21 protein-coding genes and 3 pseudogenes are annotated in these 22,545 nt (G+C 62.0%); 10 read left to right on the plus strand and 14 right to left on the minus strand.

What is annotated here, in order from left to right; genetic code table 11:
* Positions 1 to 34 precede the first annotated feature (34 nt).
* Positions 35 to 1,570, plus strand: a complete 1,536-nt coding sequence (locus tag KGA96_RS08580) for an FAD-dependent oxidoreductase (RefSeq protein ID WP_046042797.1) — start codon at positions 35 to 37, stop codon at positions 1,568 to 1,570.
* Between the two features lie 122 nt (positions 1,571 to 1,692).
* Here the strand turns inward: KGA96_RS08580 and hemB are convergent, their stop codons facing one another.
* Together hemB and KGA96_RS08590 are read right to left on the minus strand one after the other, a co-directional pair.
* The gene (hemB, locus tag KGA96_RS08585) at positions 1,693 to 2,667 is read right to left on the minus strand and encodes a porphobilinogen synthase (protein ID WP_046042798.1); all 975 of its coding nucleotides are present in this window, start codon (positions 2,665 to 2,667) and stop codon (positions 1,693 to 1,695) included.
* 157 nt (positions 2,668 to 2,824) lie between these two features.
* Entirely contained in the window at positions 2,825 to 3,535 is a 711-nt protein-coding gene (locus KGA96_RS08590) for a glutathione S-transferase family protein (protein ID WP_046042799.1), read from the minus strand.
* A 368-nt stretch (positions 3,536 to 3,903) separates the two neighbouring features.
* Here KGA96_RS08590 and KGA96_RS08595 point away from each other — a divergent pair, with 368 nt between their 5' ends.
* Entirely contained in the window at positions 3,904 to 4,575 is a 672-nt protein-coding gene (locus KGA96_RS08595) for a hypothetical protein (protein ID WP_046042800.1), read from the plus strand.
* A 136-nt stretch (positions 4,576 to 4,711) separates the two neighbouring features.
* Here KGA96_RS08595 and mnmH read toward each other — a convergent pair whose 3' ends face one another.
* The 5 genes from mnmH to KGA96_RS08620 form a co-directional block, all read right to left on the minus strand.
* Positions 4,712 to 5,815, minus strand: a complete 1,104-nt coding sequence (mnmH, locus tag KGA96_RS08600; protein ID WP_046042801.1) for a tRNA 2-selenouridine(34) synthase MnmH — start codon at positions 5,813 to 5,815, stop codon at positions 4,712 to 4,714.
* A complete protein-coding gene (selD, locus tag KGA96_RS08605; RefSeq protein WP_046042802.1) occupies positions 5,815 to 6,849 on the minus strand; it encodes a selenide, water dikinase SelD in 1,035 nt (344 codons plus the stop codon). Before selD ends, mnmH begins: the two co-directional genes overlap by 1 nt.
* A gap of 92 nt (positions 6,850 to 6,941) precedes the next feature.
* Complete coding sequence (locus KGA96_RS08610; protein ID WP_046042803.1) at positions 6,942 to 7,898, minus strand: zinc-binding alcohol dehydrogenase family protein; 957 nt, start codon at positions 7,896 to 7,898, stop codon at positions 6,942 to 6,944.
* A gap of 27 nt (positions 7,899 to 7,925) precedes the next feature.
* Positions 7,926 to 8,099 (minus strand): DUF1427 family protein, encoded by a 174-nt coding sequence (locus KGA96_RS08615; protein WP_008049832.1) that lies wholly within the window; start codon positions 8,097 to 8,099, stop codon positions 7,926 to 7,928.
* A 106-nt stretch (positions 8,100 to 8,205) separates the two neighbouring features.
* A complete protein-coding gene (locus KGA96_RS08620) occupies positions 8,206 to 8,985 on the minus strand; it encodes an AraC family transcriptional regulator (protein ID WP_046042804.1) in 780 nt (259 codons plus the stop codon).
* A gap of 147 nt (positions 8,986 to 9,132) precedes the next feature.
* On the opposite strand from KGA96_RS08620, the gene KGA96_RS08625 reads away from it, so the two are divergent.
* A complete protein-coding gene (locus KGA96_RS08625) occupies positions 9,133 to 9,360 on the plus strand; it encodes a DUF6555 family protein (RefSeq protein ID WP_046042806.1) in 228 nt (75 codons plus the stop codon).
* A 33-nt stretch (positions 9,361 to 9,393) separates the two neighbouring features.
* Complete coding sequence (locus tag KGA96_RS08630) at positions 9,394 to 9,672, plus strand: hypothetical protein (RefSeq protein ID WP_046042807.1); 279 nt, start codon at positions 9,394 to 9,396, stop codon at positions 9,670 to 9,672.
* A gap of 23 nt (positions 9,673 to 9,695) precedes the next feature.
* Here the strand turns inward: KGA96_RS08630 and KGA96_RS08635 are convergent, their stop codons facing one another.
* From KGA96_RS08635 to KGA96_RS08645, 4 genes and pseudogenes are all read right to left on the minus strand, one after another.
* A complete protein-coding gene (locus KGA96_RS08635) occupies positions 9,696 to 9,860 on the minus strand; it encodes a metallothionein (protein ID WP_080925374.1) in 165 nt (54 codons plus the stop codon).
* A 101-nt stretch (positions 9,861 to 9,961) separates the two neighbouring features.
* Positions 9,962 to 10,783, minus strand: a complete 822-nt coding sequence (locus KGA96_RS29875; protein WP_411741588.1) for a methyl-accepting chemotaxis protein — start codon at positions 10,781 to 10,783, stop codon at positions 9,962 to 9,964.
* Positions 10,784 to 10,819: 36 nt separating this feature from the next.
* Positions 10,820 to 11,644, minus strand: a pseudogene (locus KGA96_RS29880) (cache domain-containing protein); the annotation flags it as partial.
* Positions 11,645 to 11,755: 111 nt separating this feature from the next.
* Positions 11,756 to 13,072, minus strand: a complete 1,317-nt coding sequence (locus KGA96_RS08645; protein WP_008049824.1) for a Na+/H+ antiporter family protein — start codon at positions 13,070 to 13,072, stop codon at positions 11,756 to 11,758.
* Positions 13,073 to 13,531: 459 nt separating this feature from the next.
* Here KGA96_RS08645 and KGA96_RS29885 point away from each other — a divergent pair.
* The 3 genes and pseudogenes from KGA96_RS29885 to KGA96_RS08655 form a co-directional block, all read left to right on the plus strand.
* Positions 13,532 to 14,602, plus strand: a pseudogene (locus tag KGA96_RS29885) (HAMP domain-containing protein); the annotation flags it as partial.
* A 264-nt stretch (positions 14,603 to 14,866) separates the two neighbouring features.
* Positions 14,867 to 15,460 (plus strand): annotated as a pseudogene (locus tag KGA96_RS29890) (methyl-accepting chemotaxis protein); the annotation flags it as partial.
* Between the two features lie 261 nt (positions 15,461 to 15,721).
* Positions 15,722 to 17,398: an MFS transporter gene (locus tag KGA96_RS08655; RefSeq protein WP_223465874.1), complete on the plus strand. Its 1,677-nt coding sequence runs from the start codon at positions 15,722 to 15,724 to the stop codon at positions 17,396 to 17,398.
* 120 nt (positions 17,399 to 17,518) lie between these two features.
* Here KGA96_RS08655 and KGA96_RS08660 read toward each other — a convergent pair whose 3' ends face one another.
* The 3 genes from KGA96_RS08660 to KGA96_RS08670 are packed head-to-tail and all read right to left on the minus strand — an operon-like array spanning position 17,519 to position 19,824.
* Positions 17,519 to 18,835: a sensor histidine kinase gene (locus tag KGA96_RS08660; protein ID WP_046042812.1), complete on the minus strand. Its 1,317-nt coding sequence runs from the start codon at positions 18,833 to 18,835 to the stop codon at positions 17,519 to 17,521.
* Positions 18,832 to 19,500, minus strand: coding sequence for a response regulator transcription factor (locus KGA96_RS08665; protein WP_046042814.1), 669 nt, complete (start codon positions 19,498 to 19,500; stop codon positions 18,832 to 18,834). The genes KGA96_RS08660 and KGA96_RS08665 overlap by 4 nt, the downstream gene beginning before the upstream one ends.
* A 3-nt stretch (positions 19,501 to 19,503) precedes the next feature.
* On the minus strand, positions 19,504 to 19,824 hold the full coding sequence (locus tag KGA96_RS08670) for a PepSY domain-containing protein (protein WP_046042816.1): 321 nt from the start codon (positions 19,822 to 19,824) through the stop codon (positions 19,504 to 19,506).
* Positions 19,825 to 20,074: 250 nt separating this feature from the next.
* Here KGA96_RS08670 and KGA96_RS08675 point away from each other — a divergent pair, with 250 nt between their 5' ends.
* The 3 genes from KGA96_RS08675 (at position 20,075) to KGA96_RS08685 (ending at position 22,545) form a co-directional block, all read left to right on the plus strand.
* The gene (locus KGA96_RS08675) at positions 20,075 to 21,154 is read left to right on the plus strand and encodes a hypothetical protein (RefSeq protein WP_046042817.1); all 1,080 of its coding nucleotides are present in this window, start codon (positions 20,075 to 20,077) and stop codon (positions 21,152 to 21,154) included.
* Between the two features lie 75 nt (positions 21,155 to 21,229).
* On the plus strand, positions 21,230 to 21,586 hold the full coding sequence (gene queD / locus KGA96_RS08680; protein WP_046042818.1) for a 6-carboxytetrahydropterin synthase QueD: 357 nt from the start codon (positions 21,230 to 21,232) through the stop codon (positions 21,584 to 21,586).
* A 128-nt stretch (positions 21,587 to 21,714) separates the two neighbouring features.
* Positions 21,715 to 22,545, plus strand: a complete 831-nt coding sequence (locus KGA96_RS08685) for an alpha/beta fold hydrolase (protein WP_223512371.1) — start codon at positions 21,715 to 21,717, stop codon at positions 22,543 to 22,545.

Raw genomic sequence — 22,545 nt, forward strand, 5'->3', positions numbered from 1 at the left:
CCATACTTGATTCACACAGCGAGGAGGACAGGTCATGCACCGCAGCGACGTGTTGATCATCGGCGCCGGCCCGACCGGGCTGGTCCTGGCGTTGTGGCTGAGCAAGCTGGGCGTGCGCGTGCGGATCGTCGACAAAACCTCGGCCCCCGGCACCACCTCCCGGGCGCTGGCCGTCCAGGCACGGACGCTGGAGTTGTATCGCCAGCTCGGACTGGACGACGCCGTGGTGCAACACGGCCATCAAGTAAAGGCCGGCAACTTCTGGGTCAAGGGTGAGCCCGTGGCGCGCCTGCCCCTGTCTCAGATCGGTGAAGGCCTGACGCCCTACTCGTTTCTCGAGATATTCCCCCAGGACGAACACGAACGGCTGCTGATCGAGCGTCTGGAAGCCTTCGGCATTACGGTGGAACGCAACACTGAACTGGCAGGCTTCGAGCAAACCGCAGACGGCATCACGGCCACGCTGAACCTGCCCGACGGTCAGCAGGAAACCTGCCAGGCCTGTTACCTGGCCGGGTGCGACGGTGCCCGGTCGATTGTGCGCAAGACCCTGGATACCGGGTTTCCCGGCGGGACCTACCAGCAGATTTTCTACGTCGCCGACGTGCAGGCCAGCGGCCCGACATTCAACGGCGAACTGCATGTGGATCTCGACGAGGCGGACTTCCTCGCCGTGTTCCCACTGGGCGACAGTGGTCGTGCCCGGCTGATCGGCACGGTGCGCGACGAGCGCGCCGAACACGCCGAGACCCTGCGCTTCGAGGACGTCAGCAGCCGGGCCATCGAGCACATGAAGGTGAAGATCGAGCAACTGAATTGGTTCTCGACCTACCGCGTGCATCATCGGGTGGCGGATCACTTCCGCAACGGCCGGGCGTTTTTGCTGGGTGATGCCGCCCATGTGCACAGCCCGGCGGGCGGCCAGGGCATGAACACCGGGATTGGCGATGCCATCAACCTGGCCTGGAAACTGGCGGCCGTGTTGAGCGGCGGTGCCGAGGCCAGGCTGCTCGACACCTATGAAACCGAGCGCATCGCGTTTGCGCGCAAACTGGTGGCGACCACCGACCGGGTCTTCACGTTCGTCACCGCCGACGGGCCGATTGCCGATTTGCTGCGTACGCGCCTGGCGCCGTTCTTGTTACCGAAAATGACCTCGTTCGAAGCCTCCCGCCAGTTCCTGTTTCGCACGGTGTCGCAGATCACCCTGAATTATCGTGGCATGCCGTTGAGCACGGGCGTTGCCGGGCGTGTGCATGGCGGTGATCGCCTGCCCTGGGCCCATGACGGTGAGGGGGATAATTTCGAGTCGCTCAAGTGCCTGACCTGGCAGGTGCATGTCTATGGCGACACCAGCGACGAGATGATCGCCTGGTGCCACGAGCACCATCTGCCGCTGCATGTGTTCGACTGGCGACCGGCGTTCGAAGCGGCGGGCCTGGGGCGCAACGGCTTTTATCTGCTGCGGCCCGATACCTATGTGGCGATTGCCGAAACCTGCTCGGACCCGAAAGTGATCGAACGGTACTTCCGCGATCACGGGATCCGGACGTTTTTTGGCGCGACCTGAAAACACCACATTCCCCTGTGGGAGCGAGCCTGCTCGCGATAGCGGTGGATCAGTCAGAATCATGTTGACTGACACTCCGCTTTCGCGAGCAGGCTCGCTCCTACAGGGTTATAGAGTGATTATCAGATCCCGGCCAAGGCCAGATCCATCGCAAAATAGGTAAAGATCAGGTCTGCCCCGGCCCGCTTGATCGCCCCCAGGCTCTCGCGCACCACACGGTCTTCATCGATGGCCCCGGCCTGGGCGGCAAACTTGATCATCGCGTACTCACCGCTCACCTGATAGGCCGACAGCGGCAGGCGCGAGGCTTCGCGGATGTCGCGGATGATGTCCAGATACGCACCGGCCGGCTTGACCATCAGCGCATCGGCGCCTTCCTGTTCGTCGAGCAACGATTCGCGCACCGCTTCGCGGCGGTTCATCGGGTTCATCTGGTAGCTTTTACGGTCGCCCTTGAGCGCACTGCCACCCGCCTCGCGGAACGGGCCATAAAGCGCCGAGGCGAATTTGGTCGAATAGGCCATGATCGCCGTCTGGGTAAACCCGGCGTCATCGAGGGCCCGGCGAATCGCCTGGACCTGCCCGTCCATCGCTGCCGAGGGGGCGATCACATCGGCACCGGCACGGGCTGCCGCGACGGCTTGCCTGCCGAGGTTGATCAGGGTCTGGTCGTTGTCGACCTCATGGTTGTGCAGCACGCCGCAATGGCCGTGGTCGGTGTACTCGCAAAAGCAGGTGTCGGACATCACGATCATGTCCGGCACTGCGTCCTTGGCGATGCGCGACATGCGCGAGACCAGGCCGTCATCGCGCCAGGTGTCGCTGCCGCTGCTGTCCAGGTGATGGGACACGCCGAAGGTCATCACCGACTTGATCCCGGCACGGGCGTAGCGCTCGATCTCGCCGGCCAGTTTCGACTCGGGAATGCGCATCACGCCCGGCATGCTTTTGATCGGCACGAAGTCGTCGATTTCTTCTTCGACGAAAATCGGCAGCACCAGGTCGTTCAGGCTGAACTCGGTCTCCTGGAACAGGCTGCGCAGGCTCGCATTGCGGCGCAGACGGCGTGGGCGTGCTTCGGGGAACTGACTGGACATGGGTATTCCTGGATTTCAGAGGACGAGACGAACGTCGTAGGGAGGCGAAGCTTATGCCCTGCGCGGCGCTGGGCACAAACCCCGGGTGATCAACAAACTCTTGCAGGCTGGGCAACAATACTGGCATCCAGCACTGCCCCTCTGTGGGAGCGGTGTATCAGCTCGCTACCGGGCTCGGAATCTGCAACCCACGCACCACCGCCGGCCGCGCCAGGAAACGCTCCAGCACCCGCGTGACGTTAGGGAAGTTCTGAATGCCCACCAGATCGCCGGCTTCATAGAAGCCGATCAGGTTGCGCACCCACGGGAAGGTGGCGATGTCGGCGATGGTGTAGCGCTCGCCCATGATCCAGTCGCGCCCTTGCAGACGGCCGTCCAGCACCTTAAGCAGGCGCCTGCTTTCCTCGACGTAGCGGTCACGGGGACGCTTGTCTTCGTAGTCCTTGCCGGCGAACTTGTTGAAAAACCCGAGCTGGCCGAACATCGGGCCAATGCCGCCCATCTGGAACATCAGCCACTGGATCGTTTCGTAGCGCGCAGCCGACTCCTGGGCCAGCAGTTGCCCGCTCTTGTCGGCCAGGTAGATCAGAATTGCTCCCGATTCGAACAGCGCCAGCGGCAGGTCGTCCGGACCGTGGGGATCGAGGATCGCCGGGATCTTGTTGTTGGGATTGAGTGAAAGAAATTCCGGGGACATCTGGTCGTTGGTGTCGAAGCCTACCCGGTGAGGCTCATACGGCAGGCCGATCTCTTCAAGCATGATCGAGACCTTGACGCCGTTGGGGGTCGGCAAGGAGTACAGCTGAATCCACTCCGGATACTGGGCAGGCCATTTGCGGGTGATGGGGAAAGCGGACAAATCGGTCATGGGCGGGATCCACGAAGACATTGAGAGTGACGATCATAATGTAGATATCGGCTCAGCGATCCCTTGAAGCCATCGATCTCGCTGATAGGCGAGATCAAAAGAGATCACCACTGTTTCAATACCATCCGGTGTATTGTGTCCACATTTGTGCAACATCCTGTCGATAACCTTGGCTGCAAACCCGTGAAGGTTACCGATACATTGCCGCGCACTCGGCCGGAATCGAACCAAACGGGTTCAGGGGACTCAGAGCACCACCCCTTTGATAAAGGACTGGCTTCAATGACATGGAAAACACCCGACGCAGGACAATCGAGGTGTAAAGGTTTGTCAGCCTTAACCGAATTGCGCTGAAGATCCTTTTATTCATGAATCTGTTCAATTTTGCCAAACGCTTTAAATATCGCGCCTACCTTTTGTTGCCCGCCCTCTTGGTGGTCAGCGCGATGTTCCTGTCGCTGGAGCCCGGCCTGAGTCGCGCCCAACCGATGGATGGCACCCAGACGCTGGTCTTCCTGCGCCACGGGGAAAAACCCGCCGGCGGCCTGGGCCAGCTCAATTGCCGGGGACTGAACCGCGCCATCGACCTGGCCACACTGCTGCCGGAAAAGTTCGGCAAGGCCAACTATGTGTTCGCGGCCAACCCGACCCGTAACGTCGAGGAAGGCGAGCTCGACAATTCCTACAGTTATATCCGCCCACTGATGACCATCAGCCCCAGCGCCATCAAGCTGGGCCTGCCGGTGAACATCAACTTTTCCGCCAATGACACCAGTGACCTGGCCGATGAGCTGCTCCACGACAAGTACCACAACTCGGTCATCTACACGGCCTGGTCCCACGGTTACCTGCCAGAGCTGATCAACACGGTGGCCGGCGAAGCCACCGGCAAGGATGCGAAGATCATCGACGACTGGGAGTCCAGCGACTACGACTCGCTGTATGTACTGACCCTGACCTGGCACAACGGCAAGGCCAGTTTGCAGAGCCATGTGTACAAGCAAGGCCTGGATAACGGCGCAGAAACCTGCCCGACCTGAGTTGTGCATTGCCTGATCGGGCCTCATCGCGAGCAGGCTCGCTCCTACAGTGATCTTCGGTGAACACAGTTTTTGTGTACGGCGCAGATCCAATGTAGGAGCGAGCCTGCTCGCGATGAGGCCGGCACAGGCTACATCACCCTCGCTGGCTGCCCCGCTCGCGCAGATACTCAAGAACCGCCCCTCGCTCCCCGGCAAACTCGATCCGCGCGTCTTTCTTCTCCCGCTGAAACGCATACATCGGATCGTAATACTCGCACAGCAGCCCTTCGATCCAGCCCCGGTGCAGATCCACCGCGCCACTGCGGGCCTGCTCGGCCAACGCATCCTCCATCAAGACCAGCAAGCGTCGATGACGTTCACCACCCAGGCGCTTTTGCACATTGTTCAGGCTTTCCAGCAAGCGTTCGGAAAACAACGCAAAGCCCTCCTCGCCATGCACGTCGATGAATTCGGCGCACAGATCCACCACGTAATCGCGCAGGATCCGCTCGACCCGACCTTCCAGGCTGTCTTCCAGCCACACCATCGGGAACTGCTGCATGCCCTGGTACAGCGGCAACGGCAGCGCACAACTGCCCACCGCACGGCTTTCGTCTTCCAGTACGAACTGCTCGATGCCCCGTGCGCGTTTTTTCAACACGTCTACGGCCAAGCGGTTTTCGAAGTCGATGTTCGAGGGTTGGCCCGTGGCGCGCTTGCCGAAACTGGAGCCGCGATGGTTGGCATGACCTTCAAGGTCCACGGCGTTGCCCAGTTGCGTGAGCACCTCGGTTTTGCCGGTGCCGGTCATCCCGCCCAACAGGACGAAATCACACTGGGTCACGGCTTGATCGAGTGTGTCCAGCAGAAAGGTGCGCATGGCCTTGTAGCCACCGCCCACCCGTGGATAGTCGATGCCGGCCTCGTCCTTGAGCCATTGCTGGACTATCTGCGAGCGCAGACCGCCGCGAAAGCAATACAACAATCCATCCGGATGCGCCCGGGCAAAATCGGCCCAGGCCTGGATGCGTTCGGCCTTGACCGCGCCCGACACCAGTTGATGCCCCAGCACGATGGCCGCTTGCTGGCCGTGCTGCTTGTAGCAGGTGCCGACCCGCTGGCGCTCATGGTCATTCATCAACGGCAGGTTGATCACGCCGGGAAACGCGCCCTTGTTGAATTCGACAGGCGCGCGGGCATCCATCATTGGCCGGTCGTTGAGGAAGATGTCGCGGTAATCAGTGCAGTCGACGAACATCAAAACACCTCGACCGCGTTGCTCTGTCGCTCGACCAGTTCACCGATCGGTTCCAGGCTCAGGCCCAGTTCGGCGGCCACCGAAAGGAATTGCTCGTTGCCTTGCGGCGTCACGGCAATCAACAGGCCACCGCTGGTCTGCGGGTCGCAGAGCACGCGTTTGTGCAGCTCCTGAAGGCGTCCGAGCTTGCTGGCGTAGCTGTCGAAATTGCGCAGAGTCCCGCCGGGTACGCAGCCCTGTTCCAGGTAATACTCGACCCCCGGCAGGCGCGGTACGCGGTCATATTCAATGCGCGCCGTGAGCTGGCTGCCGTCGGCCATTTCCACCAGGTGCCCGAGCAGGCCGAAACCGGTGACATCGGTCATCGCGGTCACGCCGTCGAGCTTGCCGAAACGGCTGCCGGGTTTATTCAGGGTGCACATCCAGTCCCGGGCCAGGCCGATGTCGGCATGACGCAACTTGCCCTTTTTCTCGGCAGTCGTAAGGATGCCGATACCCAAGGGCTTGGTGAGATAAAGCAGGCAACCGGCGGTGGCGGTATCGTTGCGCTTCATGTGGCGCTTTTCCACCAGGCCGGTGACAGCCAGGCCAAAGATCGGTTCTGGCGCGTCGATGGAGTGCCCGCCTGCCAGCGGGATGCCCGCCTCGTCACACACCGAACGACCGCCGCGTATCACTTCCCGGGCAACTTCCGGCGCCAACACGTTCACCGGCCAGCCCAGGATCGCAATCGCCATCAACGGATCGCCGCCCATCGCATAGATGTCGCTGATGGCATTGGTGGCGGCAATTCGGCCGAAATCGAAGGGATCGTCGACGATCGGCATGAAAAAGTCCGTGGTCGAGACCACGCCGCGTTCCTCATCGATGGCATACACCGCCGCGTCATCGCGCGAGGCGTTGCCGACCCAAAGCTTCGGGTCGAGGTTCTGCGCCCCGCTGCCGGCCAGGATCACTTCCAGCACCTGGGGGGAGATCTTGCAGCCGCAACCGGCGCCGTGGCTGTATTGGGTCAGGCGAATCGGCTCGCTCATGGGGTTACCTCTTGGAGTCTAGGTAACCAATCCTACAGCAAATGCGCCTTTTTCTTTGTAGGAGATGCAGTGTTGAGCAGTGCCCCTGTGGGTTATGGCAGCAGAATCACCTTGTCACCGCTGCCTTGATTCACTTCGGCATAGCGCTCCAGCCCTTCGGCCAAAGGCGACTCGAACAAGCCTTGTGGCAGGGGCAACAAATCCTGATCGAAGAACTTGCCAAACTGGTCAAGCATCGCTGCGCACGCTTGCACGCCGTACAGCAGCGAGTTGATCCCCACCACCGAGCCACCCTTGCGATACAACGCCAAGGCCGGCAACTGCACGTGACCGTCCACGGGTGCTGCAATGATCGCGATGCGGCCGAACGTGGCCAGGGCGGGTACCGAGGCCGGCAGCCAGAAACCGGTGGTGTCGAAAATCACGTCGGCGCCGCCGGCATAGACGGCGTTGACCTGAGCCCCGAGGTCTTCGGGTTTATCCAGTTGCAGGGTCTGGTAGCCCTGATCCTGCAAGTCCTTGACCTGTTCCGGACGCCGCGCGGCCGCCAGCACCCGGGCACCGCGCACCTTGGCCAAGGCCAGCGCGGCACTGCCAACTGCCCCGCCACCGATGACCAGCAATCGGGTTTCGGCCGTCACCAGGCTGCGCTCCAGTGCATCCCACGCCGTGGTGTACGGCACGCCGAGGCTGGCGGCCTGGGCAAAGCTCAGGTGCGTGGGTTTGAGCGCCACGCCATTGGCCGGCAGCTTGACGAACTGCGCGTGGGAACCGTCGGCGAAAAAACCCAGTTCCTTGCCCGTGCCCCAGACGTCCTGACCGATCAGCGCCTGCGGGCCGGCCACGACAACTCCGGCAAAGTCTCGACCGGGAATCCGCGGCAAGGTGGTGTAGGGAAAACGCCCCAGCACGTTCTTCACATCGCTGGGGTTGAGGCCGGCGGCCTTGATCTCGACCAGCACTTCATCGACGCCGGGCACGGGCGTAGGCACCTCGACGTAGCGCAGGGCCGAGAGATCACCGGTTTTATCGAATTGCAGAGCTTTCATGGGCGTATCCATCGAGTCGAAAAGGGTTCAGGAGATCCAGCCAGCCACCAGCCCCCGCCCCATCGGCCAGAGCTTTTCGCCGGCGAGCATGCCGAGCAGGCCCACCAGCGCGATGGCCGGGGGTGCGGGGGAACGAAAATCCAGGGCGCCGTAGAGCAGACCGACGCCCAGACCGATGGCCACAGACACGAGGTAGTTCATGGCGGACTCCGGGAGCAATTGAGGTATGCGCTGAGTCTAGGGGGCGACGCCTGCGAGCATCGGCCAAGTGCTTCTGAATTTCGGCCAAAGCCTGGCCTCGACGAGTTCAGTCCTGGCGTTGCGCCGCCGGAAACTGCGAAGGGGCAACGCCCAGCTCACGGCGAAACATGTCGCTGAAGCTGCTCGGCGAATAGCCCAGCTCCCGGGCAATCGCGCTGACCGGTACGCCCTGGATCAACTCGGCCACCGCCGTCGCCAGTTGCACCTGACGCCGCCACTCGGCGAAGCCCATGCCCAAACCGTCCTTGAACAGCCGCGCCAGGGTGCGCACGCTGGCTCCGGCGTTGTCCGCATGTTGTTCGAAAGGAATGTCCAGTGAAGGCGCAGCCATGACCGCCTGACACAAATTCATCAATCGCCGGTCGGAATCGTCCGGCAGCGGGATTTTCAGCAACGAACGCCTGGCCCGCTTGAGCTCCAGCAGCGCCAGGCCCACCAGTGCGTCGTAATACTCGGGCGACCCGTCGTTACCCTGCTCCACCAGGCTGACAATCAGCTCGCGCAGCAAGCCGCCGACCTCGATCACCTGAACGCTGTCATCCAGGGTCGCGGCCAGGGACGGCCGCAGGTAGATATTGCGCATCTGCAGGTCCGATACCACGCGAATCCCGTGGGGCACGCCGGGCGGCAACCACACCGCCCGCTGCGGTGGCACCACCAGCGCTTCATGCGGCGTCTCGACCCACATCACCCCGCTCATCGCATACAGCAACTGGCCCCAGACGTGCTCATGGGGCTCGATGTACAACCCGCGCGGATAGGTGCGAGCCAGCGGTTGCACAGGCACATTGGTATCACTCAGGTCAGGCGGTGCGGCGAGGGCCATGGTCAATGTTCATTGGGGGTACGGGAAGCTTCCATGGTAACGGGGCGCCGAACTTGTCGCCAGCAACTGCCGCTTTCCGACAAGCCGAGTGAATTTTCCCGATGGCGCGCGATCCTTCTATGTACAGCAGGGAGGAACCGGGGCTTTATGAACAGTGCAAAATTATTCGTCGTCGAGTACACCCTCCATGGCGATCCGAAGTCATTCATCATCCGCCTGGAAAAAATGGATAACGCAGAAGCCTGGCATTGGGCGAGCTGTGACGCGGGGGTGGGGCGAATCCCCCGGTTCGGACGCGAGAAGGTGCAAAAGACCAGCAAGCCGATGGCTGAAAAGTTCGGCGTGGAAAACGTCAAGTGGCGGCCGGCGAACTAATATCCGGTAACCATCAGGTTCGGGGGAAGGGATATGAGCACAACACCCGTCTACAGCCCTGCGCAGCTGGACTACGGTCTGGACACGCCGAACGGTCGCATCACCAAGAGCGCCGAGTGCCGGATCGGCCTGGAACAGGTCGAAAATGACCCATTCTGCTTCGCCATACGCGTCCCGGCGCCACTGCCGGAAGATCTGGAGCAAGCCAGGACCCTGGTGCTACGGGTCGAAGGGCGGCGCTTGCAAGGCACCGTGCGCCACAGCGAACGCCTGGAAGATGACAGCCTCAGGCTGGAAGTGGAGCCGGATTAGGCTCCACTTTTCATTCGCGGTTGTCAGCCATGAGCGCACTTGCACTCTTTATGGGTGCATTCCTCGCCGTGTTCATGGTGCTTGGCGCAGGCCTCACAGCAGTAGTGTTTGCCGTGACGGGCAATCGGATGTTCACCGAGTTTGCAGGAACATTTCGGGCAATCGCAGATACTTTCGCGGTCAATCATGGGGCTGACTCCTCTAGCAAGGTCGTCCAGTGCTCGGATGCACAGAACAAGTGTAGTGGCTGTCGCTCCTGCCAGTCACAACCCTACAGATTGCAAACCAGTCAGATCCGGAACTGCCCGACCAGGCTGCCCAGGCGCTGGCCGAGATCGGCCAGGCTGCGTGAAGTCTGCGCGCCGAGTTGGGTTTCGTCGGCGACGTTGTCCACCGCCACGGCAATCTGGTGCACGCTGCGGTTGATCTCTTCGGCCACGGCAGTCTGTTCTTCGGCGGCACTGGCGATCTGCGCGTTCATCGAATTGATGGTCGCGATCAGCTGGGCCATGGTGTCCAGCGAAGCCCCCGCCTCGTTGGCCTGGGCCGAGGTGCCGTCGCCGGCCTCGCTGGAGCGGCGCATCGCCTCTACCGCCGACTGGGTGCCGGCCTGCAAACGGTCGATCATGCCCTGGATTTCCTGGGTGCTGATTTGCGTGCGGCTGGCCAGCGCCCGCACTTCATCGGCCACCACCGCAAAACCGCGCCCGGCCTCGCCGGCCCGGGCGGCTTCGATGGCCGCGTTAAGCGCCAGCAGGTTGGTCTGCTCGGCAATCGAGCGGATCACCCCGAGCACGCTGACAATCGACGACACGTCTTTTTGCAGGCTGTCCAGGGACACGCCGCTGCTGCGGATGTCGTCCACCAGGGCATGGATCTTCTCGATACTGCCGGCCACCACACGCTTGGCCGCCTGCCCTTCTTCGTCGGTCTGCTGGGCTGCCACCGCGGCGTTCTGCGCGCTCTTGGCCACTTCCTGGGCGGCGGCCGACATTTCGTTGATCGCCGTGGCCACCTGATCGGTTTCGTGACGTTGGCGTTCCATGGCCTGGTCCGAACGGTTGGCCTGGTCGGACACCTGATTCACCAGTCCGGTCAGTTGCGAGGTCATTTCGGTGATCTGCCGTACCAGGCCGTGGATCTTGTCGACGAAACGGTTGAACGAACCGGCCAGTTCACCGAGTTCGTCCTGGCTGGTGATGGTCAAGCGGCGGGTCAGATCGCCTTCGCCCGCCGCGATGTCGTCGAGGTTGGCCTTCATCAGATGCAGCGGACGCAGAATGGTATTGGCCAGCAGCATCCCGGCAGCGGCGATTACCAGCAGCAGCACGACTGCTACGCCAACGATGCTCAGCACCATGCCTTGCATGCGCTCCTGGACCTTGGCTTCGACCACGGCCACTTGCGCTTCGATGCCGTCGAGGTTGACCGAGGTGCCGACCGCCATGTCCCACTTCGGCAGGTATTCGGTGTAGCCGAGCTTGGGCACCAGTACCTGGGTGTTGCCGGGCAATGGCGAGCTGTATTGCAGGTAGTGCGTACCGTCCTTGGCGACTTTCACCAGGTCGCGGTTGACGTAGACACCGTTCGGGTCGCGGTTGTCCTTGAAGCTCTGGCCCACGCCGTCGGGGCTGTTGGCCTTGAACAGGCGCACGGTGTTGGAGTCGTAGCCGAAGAAGTAGCCGTCCTTGCCATAGGTGATGCTCGACAGCAGCTTGATCACCTGGGCCCGCGCCGCCTCATCGCCGGGGGCGGCCGCGTCGTAGAGCGGTTTGATCGTGGTCATGGCCACGGCCACGTAGCTTTGCAGGGTCGCCTTGGCATCGCTGAGCAGGCGCTCGCGGGTCTGCTCGACTTCCTTGCGCGCCTGATCCTGAAGAATGAACAGCGTGGTCAGGCTGATGACCAGCGCAAACAGCAACACCGGGAGGACGGCAAGGGACAGGACTTTGGCCTTGAGGCTCATGCGCATGACGTTCACTCTTTTGATTTTGTTGGCGTGGTTAAAAGCTTAACGGCACGCCGGGTCAAAAGTTGAACGCGGCCGTCAGGTCCGCAGAAGATCCCCTGTGGGATTTCAGTGTTACAGAACCATCGCCGCAACCCAGCCAAACGCCAGCAGCGGCAGGTTGTAGTGCAGGAAGGTCGGGACCACGGTGTCCCAGATGTGATGGTGCTGGCCGTCGATGTTCAGGCCGGAGGTCGGGCCCAGGGTCGAGTCCGAAGCCGGCGAACCGGCGTCGCCCAGGGCACCGGCCGTGCCGACGATGCACACGATGGCCAATGGGCTGAAGCCCAGTTGCACGCACAGCGGCACGAAGATCGCCGCCAGGATCGGCACGGTGGAGAACGACGAGCCGATGCCCATGGTCACCAGCAACCCCACCAGCAACATCAGCAAGGCGCCAATGCCTTTGCTGTGATCGATGTACGACGCCGACGACTCGACCAGCGTCTGCACCTCACCGGTGGCCTTCATCACTTCGGCAAACCCGGAGGCGGCGATCATGATGAAGCCGATCATCGCCATCATTTTCATGCCTTCGGTGAACAGGTCGTCGGTGTCGCGCCATTTGACGATGCCCGACACCGAGAAGATCAGGAAGCCGACCAGTGCGCCGATGATCATCGAATCGAGCAACAACTGAATGATGAACGCCGCCGCGATGGCAACGCCGGCCACCATCAGGCTCAGCGGGTTGTATTGCACCGCCACTTGCTCGACCTGCTCGATCTTCGCCAGGTCGTAGACACGCTTCTTGCGGTAGCTGACAAACGCGATCAGCAAGCCCGCCACCATGCCCAGGGCCGGGATGCCCATGGCGTGGGTCACGTTGATGCCGCTGATGTCCACGCCGCTGCGGGCGACGTTGGCCAACAGGATCTCATTGAGGAAGATGTTACCGAAGCCCACCGGCAGGAACATGTAGGGCGTGATCAGGCCGAAGGTCATGACGCAGGCGATCAGGCGACGGTCCAGCTGCAGTTTGGTCAGCACATAAAGAAGCGGCGGCACCAGCAACGGAATAAACGCGATATGTATCGGCAAGATGTTCTGCGAGGCGATGGCCACGACCCAGAGCAGGCCGATCAGCAGCCATTTGACCTGGCCACCGCCGTTGGCGTGCTGGCGATCGACCATCGCCAGGGCTTTGTCGGCCAGCGCATGGGCCATGCCGGACTTGGCAATGGCCACGGCGAAAGCGCCGAGCAAGGCGTAGGACAACGCCACCGTCGCCCCGCCGCCGAGGCCGCTGTTGAAAGCCTTGAGCGTCGCCTCGATCCCCAGGCCACCGGTCAAGCCACCGACCAGCGCACCGACGATCAGGGCGATCACCACATGCACGCGGGACAGGCTGAGGATCAGCATGATGCCGACCGCGGCAATTACTGCATTCATTGTCATACCTCTGGGCAAGCGAAAAGAGTCCGGCCGGCAGTCTGCGAGAGCCGCCAGCGGATAAAAGGAATGGGTTTTATTAGAGGGCGCGCACTTTGAATGAAGCAGCTTCAAGCTGCAAGCCTCAAGCGACAAGCTTTTACGCTTTTTACCTGAAGCTTGCCGCTTGCGGCTCAAGAACGCTGTTTGTTGGCCGCTACAGTGCAAAGTCTCAGATATTTATCGAATAAGGACGTCTCCATGTCGCTCAGACAACTTTCCATTCAATGGAAAATCACCCTGCTGGCCGGGCTGTGCCTGGCGGGCATCGTGACCCTGCTGGTGGGTCTTTCGCTGTATCGCATGGAGCACAGCTCCGAGCTGGTGAAAGCCTCGAGCATGGAGATGCTGACCGAAGCGGCGCAGGCCCGGATCGAGTCCCAGGGGGAAAACCAGGCGCTGGGGATTCGCCAGCAGTTCATGGACGCCTATCAGTACGGCCACGGCTTCTCGCGGCAGGTGCTGTTCCTGCGTGACCAGGCCGAGAAGCGCTTTCTCGATGCCTTCGACCTGCGCGAAGACCTGACCCGCCAGGTCAAGTCGGCCCTGCAAGCCAATCCGGACCTGCTCGGCCTGTCCCTGGTGTTCGAGCCCAATGGGCTGGACGGCAAGGACGAACTGTTCGCAGGTCAGGCCGAGCTTGGCAGCAACGACAAGGGCCGTTTCGCGCTCTACTGGTCACAGCCGACGCCGGGCAAGGTAACGTCCATGGCGCTGCCGGAAAAGGACATGGCCGACACCAGCACCGGCCCCAGCGGCGAAGCGGCCAACGCCTGGTTCACCTGCCCGCGCACCACCCTCAAGCCGTGCGTGATCGAACCCTACTTCTATGAGATCGACGGTCAGAACGTGCTGATGACCAGCATCGTTTTCCCGCTGATGGTCAATGGCAAGGTCATCGCCTCGCTGTCGGTGGACATCAACCTCAACAGCCTGCAAGCGGTCAGCCTGGGCGCGAGCAAGAAGCTCTATGACGGTCAGACCAGCGTCAGCATCATCAGCCCGGCCGGCCTGCTCGCCGGCTACAGCCCGGACGCCAGCAAACTCAGCCAGCGCCTGGACGCCGTGGACCAGGCCAGCGGCGCCGAACTGCTGCGCATGCTCGCCGCCAGCAGCAAAACCGCCAGCCTGCACAGCCAGCAGCAACTGAAGGTACTGGCGCCTTTCCAGCCGATTCCCGGCGGTAAGTCCTGGGGTGTGTTGCTCGATGTGCCGGAGAAAGTCCTGGTCGGCCCCGCCGAAGCCCTGAAAAAGCAACTCGATGACAGCAACACCGCCAGTACGCTGGTCGAACTCGGCCTGGGTGTGCTCGCCGCGCTGCTCGGCCTGATGCTGGTGTGGCTGATGGCCCGCAGCGTGACCCGACCGATCCTCGGCGTGGCACACATGCTCGAAGACATCGCCAGCGGCGAAGGTGACCTGACCCGCCGCCTGGCCTACGACAAGCAGGATGAGCTGGGCCAGTTGGCCGGCTGGTTCAACCGTTTCCTCGACAAGCTGCAACCGATCATTGCCGAAGTGAAACGCTCGGTGCAGGACGCCCGCAGCACCGCTGACCAGTCGTCCGCCATCGCCGCCCAGACCAGCGCTGGCATGGAGCAGCAATACCGCCAGGTGGACCAGGTGGCGACCGCCTCCCACGAAATGAGCGCCACCGCCCAGGACGTCGCCCGTAGCGCCGCGCAAGCGGCCCATGCCGCCCGCGATGCCGATCAGGCGACCCGTCAGGGTTTGACTGTGATCGACCGCACCACCGCCAGCATCGACAACCTCGCCGCCGACATGAGCGCGGCCATGGTCCAGGTCGAAGGCCTGGCCGCCAACAGCGAGAAGATCGGCACGGTACTGGAAGTGATTCGTGCGATTGCCGAGCAGACCAACCTGCTGGCCCTCAACGCCGCGATCGAAGCGGCCCGTGCCGGTGAGGCCGGACGCGGGTTTGCCGTAGTAGCCGATGAAGTGCGCAACCTGGCCCGGCGTACCCAGGAATCCGTCGAAGAAACCCGTCTGGTGATCGAACAGCTGCAAAACGGTACCCAGGAGGTGGTGGGTTCGATGAATAACAGCCATCGTCAGGCCCAGGGCAGTGTCGAGCAGGTTGGCCAGGCGGTAACGGCGTTGCGCCAGATCGGCGAGGCAGTGACCGTGATCAATGACATGAACATGCAGATCGCCAGTGCCGCCGAAGAGCAAAGCGCGGTGGCCGAGGAGATCAACAACAACGTGGCGACCATCCGCGACGTGACCGAATCACTGTCAGGCCAGGCCAATGAATCGGCGCGGGTCAGCCAGTCGCTCAACAGCCTGGCGAATCAGCAGCAGAGTTTGATGGATCAGTTCCGCGTCTAAGCCTTGCAAGTCGAACAAAATACCTGTGGGAGCGAGCTTGCTCCCACATTTGTTTCCCACATTTTTTCTGCGCGCGGCTCAATCAAATGATGGCGAGTGGATATCTGCCGGACGTTGATTATGCTTCATGGAACCTTGCAGCATTTTCTGACGTCAACCTGAATGCAAGCCACGTAATCCGATGACTTCAGCCCCCGGGCCAGGGTGCGGCAACAATTGAGAGGTGCTCCGGCCTTAAAACAAGAACAACGGAGAAAAATCATGGTGGCAATCGACAGTACAACCACGGGCAGCACGCCCAACCGCGGGATCACCAGGGAGGAGCGCAAGGTCATCTTCGCCTCGTCCCTGGGCACCGTGTTCGAATGGTATGACTTCTACCTGTACGGCTCCCTCGCGGCGATCATCGCCAAGCACTTCTTCGCCGGTGTCAACGAAACGACTTCCTTCATCTTCGCCCTGCTCGCCTTCGCCGCCGGCTTCGCCGTTCGGCCCTTCGGCGCCATCGTGTTCGGTCGGCTGGGCGACATGATCGGGCGCAAACACACGTTCCTCATCACCATCGTGATCATGGGTATTTCCACGGCCGTGGTGGGTTTGCTGCCGGGCTACGCAACCATCGGCGTAGCCGCGCCGGTCATTCTGATCAGCCTGCGCCTGCTGCAAGGCCTGGCGCTGGGCGGTGAGTACGGCGGTGCAGCGACCTACGTGGCCGAACACGCACCCAAGGGCAAACGCGGCTACTTCACCTCGTGGATTCAGACGACCGCGACCCTCGGCCTGTTTCTTTCACTGCTGGTGATCCTCGCCTGCCGCACTGCGCTGGGCACTGAAGCCTTCGAAGCCTGGGGCTGGCGGATTCCGTTCCTGCTGTCGATCCTGCTGCTGATCGTCTCGGTCTACATCCGCCTGCAACTGAGCGAGTCACCGGTGTTCCAGAAAATGAAGGCCGAAGGCAAGTCCTCCAAGGCACCGTTGACCGAATCCTTTGCCCGTTGGGACAACCTCAAGATCGTGATCATGGCCCTGCTCGGTGGTACCGCCGGTCAGGCGGTGGTCTGGTACACCGGGCAATTCTATGCGCTGTTCTTCCTGTTGCAGACGCTGAAGATCGACCCGCAGACCGCGAACCTGCTGATTGCCGGCTCGCTGCTGATCGGTACGCCGTTCTTCGTCATTTTCGGCAGCCTGTCCGACCGCATCGGCCGCAAGGGCATCATCATGGCCGGCTGCATCATCGCGGCACTGACTTACTTCCCCATCTTCCATGCGTTGACCCAATACGGTAACCCCGACGTGTTCATTGCGCAGGAGAAGAATCCGGTCACGGTAATCGCCAATCCCGGCCAGTGCTCGTTCCAGTTCGACCCGGTGGGCAAGGCCAAATTCACCAGCTCCTGTGACCTGGCCAAGACCGTACTGGCCAAAAAGGCCATCCCCTACAAGAACGTGAACGCCGAGCCGGGCGCCGTTGCGCAGGTGCGCATTGGCGAGAAAGTGATCGAGAGCTTCGAGGGCACCGGCATACCGGCCGCCGATTTCAAGGCCAAAAACGACGCCTTTACCGCCACCCTCGCCACCGCCCTCAAGGACGCCGGCTACCCCGAGAAGGCCGACCCGACCAAGACCAACTACCCGATGGTGCTGCTACTGCTGACGATCCTGGTGATCTACGTGACCATGGTCTACGGGCCGATTGCCGCCTGGCTGGTGGAACTGTTCCCGGCGCGCATCCGCTACACCTCGATGTCGCTGCCCTATCACATCGGCAATGGCTGGTTCGGTGGCTTCCTGCCGACGGTGGCGTTCGCCATGGTGGCGGCCACGGGGGATATCTACTACGGGCTGTGGTATCCGATTGTCATCGCGGTGATGACGGCCATTCTCGGCACGTTCTTCATGCCGGAAACCAAGGATCGGGAGATTCATCACACCTGACCGGCGCCGTCCCTGTAGGAGCGAGCCTGCTCGCGATAGCGGTGTGTCAGCCACAGTTAATGTTGACTGACATGGCCTCATCGCGAGCAGGCTCGCTCCCACAGGGGGCCTGGTGTGGCTTCAAGTGTGTTTGGGCAACTCGATAACGACCTTCAACCCGCCCCACTCGCTTTCCAGCAACGACAGTTTGCCGCCCCAGCTATCGACGATGTCGCGCACGATACCCAGCCCCAAACCATGCCCATGGGTTTGCTCATCCAGCCGCGTCCCTCGAGCGAACACCTGATCACGACGCTCTTCGGGAATGCCCGGGCCGTCATCTTCCACGCAGAGTTCAAAGCCCTCAGCAGTCTCGGCCACACTCAGGCGAACCTCGGCATCCGCCCATTTACAGGCGTTATCCAGCAGATTGCCCAACAGTTCCAGCAGGTCTTCGCGATCCCAGGGCAATTGCAGACCGGCGGGTGCGCGGTAGCTCAGCGCCAGGTGTTCGCCATGGATCATGTTCAGGGTGGCCAGCAACCCGGGGAGCTCGGCATCGCAATCAAACAGTGCGCCCGGCAACGCATCACCGGACAACCGAGCACGATTGAGTTCCCGATTGAGCCTCTGCTGGACTTGTTCCAATTGTTCCTTGAGGGTCTTGCGCAGTTGCGGGTGCGCGTCGAGTTGCTCGCTTGAGGCCAGGCTCAACAGAACCGCCAGCGGGGTTTTCAAGGCGTGGCCGAGGTTGCCCAAGGCATTGCGCGAGCGCTTGAGGCTGTCCTCGGTGTGGGCCAGCAAGTGGTTGATCTGCGCCACCAGTGGCTCCAGCTCCACCGGCACCTGATCATCGAGTTGCGAGCGCTGGCCCTGTTGCAACTGCGCAATCTGCTCGCGGGCCTGCTCCAGTGGACGCAAGGCCCGGCGTACGGTAATCCGTTGCAGCAGCAGAATCAGCAACAGCGCTGTCAATCCGAGGCCAATCCCGAGTTGTTGCATGCGCCGGAAGCTTTCGCGGATCGGCGTGTAATCCTCGGCGACGCTGATGGAGATCGGCGCCCCCGAACGTCGATAGTCCGTGCGCAGCACCAGCAACTGCTGCCCTTCCGGACCCAGTTGCAGGTTGCCATGCAGGCCGGGTTGATCGAGCACCGGCAGTTCCTGATCCCATAAGGAGCGGGAACGCCAATGGCCATCGGTGAAATCGATGCGGAAATAATGCCCGGAGAACGGCCGCTGATAGGCCGGTGACAGGCGTCGCTCATCCAGTTGCAAGCCTTGCGGCCCGCGCACCAGCGCCGCCAGCAGGTTCTCGCTGTCATTGCGCAACCCGGCTTCGAGGTAGCGCTGCAACCCCATTTCGAACAGCCACAGGCTGGTTTGCGCCAGCACCAGGCCAACGACCACCATCACGCTGATCAGGCCCAGGCTCAAGCGGCGCTGGATCGATCTCACCGGGCTTGCCCGCCGAACAGGTAACCCTGGCCCCGACGGGTTTCAATCACACTTTTGCCGAGCTTGCGGCGCAAGTGGTTGACGTGGACTTCCAGCACATTGGAGTCGCGCTCGGTTTCACCGTCGTAGAGGTGTTCGGCGAGGTGGCCTTTGGAGAGGATCTGCTCGGGGTGCAGCATGAAATAACGCAACAGGCGAAACTCCGCGGCGGTCAGCTGAATGTCGGCACCGTCGCGCACAACGCACTGGCGACCTTCGTCCAGATGCAGCCCGGCAGCCTTGAGCGTTGGCTGGTTGACCTGGCCATGGGAGCGGCGCAGCAATGCCTGGATGCGCAAAAACAGCTCTTCGGGATGGAATGGCTTGGTCAGGTAATCGTCGGCGCCGGCCTTCAAGCCTTCGATGCGCTCTGCCCAGGAATCCCGGGCCGTCAGGATCAGCACCGGCGTGGCCAGACCCGCCCCGCGCCACTGCGCCAGCACCTCAAGCCCCGGCACGCCCGGCAGACCGAGGTCGAGGACGATCAGGTCGTAAGGCTCGGTGCTGCCCTGATGCACCGCATCGCGACCATCGGCCAGCCAGTCCACCGCGTAACCCTGGCGGTTGAGGCCGGCCAGCAGTTCGTCGGCCAGGGGCACATGGTCTTCCACCAGCAGCAAACGCATGGATCAGTCTTCCTTGTCTTTCAATATTCGGCCGTCAGTCGCATCGATGTGCAGCTCACGGACCACGCCTTCGGGGGTCAGCAACTCGACATCATAAAGGTAGATGTTGTGCTTCTCTTCGAGTTCGGCTTCCAGCAGTTTCGCGCCTGGGTAGCGATCCATCGCCTGCTGCAGCAGTTGCTCCAGTGGCAGGATCACGCCCTGTTGACGCAGGCGCAGGGCTTCATCCTGATCCAGGTCGCGGGCCATCACTGCCGAGCAAAATGCCAGAAGCAGCAGCACCATCCGGCTGCCGGTGCATCGATTGAGTAAAAACACCTTCATTACCAATCCTGATGATCCTTGAGTCACTGCCTGCTGACCGGGTCTAATTCCATGCCCTGTGCCAGTGGTGTGAGCTTCTCGAAAGCCACAATGGTACCAGCGATGCGCTATCCCAGCGTTGCGTCGGGGTCCAGGCGAGCCACCTTAACCCGCTGAACTTAATTGAAACTGAATTGCCATCATTGCTGACACCCTCGCTCCCACAATGATCACGTTTATAATTTCCCGCTTGCCACACTTCGAGACCGCAATGACCGCCATCCACATCAAGTTCCCTTCCCTGACCCTCAAGGCCGGTCCACGCGCCTTTGCGCGCATCCGGGACAACGGCTTGAGCGCCGCCGACGTCGGCACCTTGCCTGGCGCGGCCGGCGGTCCGAAGGCGCTGGGGATTCAGGGTCTGGACCTGGCGCTATTCGGCGAGTGGCTGCCGGCGGCACCGCGAGAACGCTCGCTGATTGGCGCATCGGTGGGTTCCTGGCGCTTCGCCAGCGCCTGCCTGCCGGACGCCGCCGAGGGCATCCGGCGTCTCGGGCAGCTGTACACCGAGCAGCACTTTGCCAAGGGCGTGACCATGGCGCAGATCAGCCAGAGCTCACAGCGCATGCTCAATGACCTGCTCGACGGTCGCGATGCCTCGATCCTCAGCAACAACCATTACCGCCTGAACATCATGGTGGTTAAAAGCCACGGCCTGCTGGCCGACGATCATCGCGGCCGCCTGGGGCTGGGCCTGTCATCGGTCATTGCCGACAACCTGCGCGGTCGGGCGCGGCTGGCACGGCACTTCGAACGCCTGATCATCCACGACCCGCGCCTGGCGCCGCCGGTGAATGCCTTGACTGACTTCCCGTCGCGCTTCGTCGCCCTCAATGCCGGCAACTTGCGCCAGGCCCTGCTGGCTTCGGGCTCGATCCCGATGGTGATGGAAGGCGTGCGCGACCTGCCGGGCGCCGGCGCCGGGACCTTCCGCGACGGCGGTCTGCTGGATTACCACCTGGACCTGCCCTACAGCGGCAACGACATCGTGCTTTACCCGCACTTCACCGACCGGGTGATCCCCGGCTGGTTCGACAAGACCCTGCCATGGCGCCGCGCCTGCCCGGCTCGCTTGCAGAACGTGCTGTTGCTGGCGCCGTCGAAGGAATACCTGGCGCGCCTGCCCTACGGTAAACTGCCGGACCGAAACGACTTCAAGCGCTTCATGGGCGATGCCCCGAGCCGGCAGAAATACTGGCGCACGACCATGGACGAAAGCCGCCGCCTGGGGGACGAATTCCTCGAACTGGCCGCCAACGGTCGCCTCGGCGAGCGCTTGCTGACCCTTTAGTCAGGACAAACTGGTAAACTCGCCGCCTGCCCGAATCGCTGCGGCGAACGCCACCTGAACAGAGCTGAAAACACTGTGGAAATCTTCAAAGAATTTACTTTCGAATCCGCCCACCGCCTGCCCCACGTACCGGACGGCCACAAGTGCGGGCGCCTGCACGGTCACTCGTTCAAAGTGGCAATCCACCTGAGCGGCGACCTCGACCCGCACACCGGCTGGATCCGCGACTTCTCGGAAATCAAGGCGATCTTCAAGCCGCTGTACGAGCGCCTGGACCACAACTACCTGAACGACATTCCCGGCCTGGAAAACCCGACCAGCGAAGTGTTGGCCAAGTTTATCTGGCAGGAATTGAAGCCCCTGCTGCCGGAGCTGAGCGCGATCCGTATCCACGAGACCTGCACCAGCGGTTGCATCTATCGCGGCGAGTAATCTTCAGACAACACTGCTCGCTCCCACAGGGGAACAGCGTTTTGTCAGAGAAAAAGAAAACAGCCTTCATCGGCTGTTTTTTTATGCCTATGCTTTTTGCCTCTTCCCCCCGCCAAGAGGACAAGCCCATGACTGACTGGCCGCTGGATCAGGTCTTCGACTTCAACGGACATCAAGTGCACTACGCCGTGCGCGGCGACGGCCCGCCGCTGGTGTTCGTGCATGGCACACCGTTTTCTTCCTGTGTGTGGCACCGGATCGCGCCGTATTTCACCGCGACTCACCGCGTCTACTACTTCGATCTGCTGGGCTATGGACAATCGGCACAACCCGACGACGATGTCTCGCTCGGTGTGCAAAACCAGTTGTTGGCGCAGTTGCTGGAGCATTGGCGCCTGGACCGCCCCGACGTGGTGGCCCACGACTTCGGCGGTGCGACCGCCCTGCGCGCGCACCTGCTCAATGGCAAGGACTACCGCAGCCTGACGCTGATCGACCCGGTGGCCCTTACGCCCTGGGGTTCGCCGTTCGTGCAGCATGTGCGCCAGCATGAAGCGGCCTTCAGCGGACTGCCCGATTACATCCAGCGCGCCATCGTGCCGACCTATATTCGCGGAGCCATCCAGCGCGAAATTCCCGACGCCGAACTCGCCCCCTACGTTCAGCCGTGGTTGGGGGAGCCGGGGCAAGCGGCGTTCTACCGGCAGATCGCACAGATGGACGAGCGCTATACCCGTGAGGCCGAGGGCCTGTACCCGACGATTCGCTGCCCGGTGCAGATTCTGTGGGGTGAAGACGACCAGTGGATTCCCATCGAACGCGGGCGGGCCTTGCAGCAGATGATTCCTGGATCGCAGTTTTATCCGATTCCCAACGCCGGTCATCTGGTTCAGGAAGATGCACCTGAAGCCATCGTCGCCGCTCTTATGCGATTTTTACCCCTGCAACTATCTACCTGA

The organism is Pseudomonas sp. GL-R-26, from assembly GCF_019947365.1.
Taxonomy (GTDB): domain Bacteria; phylum Pseudomonadota; class Gammaproteobacteria; order Pseudomonadales; family Pseudomonadaceae; genus Aquipseudomonas.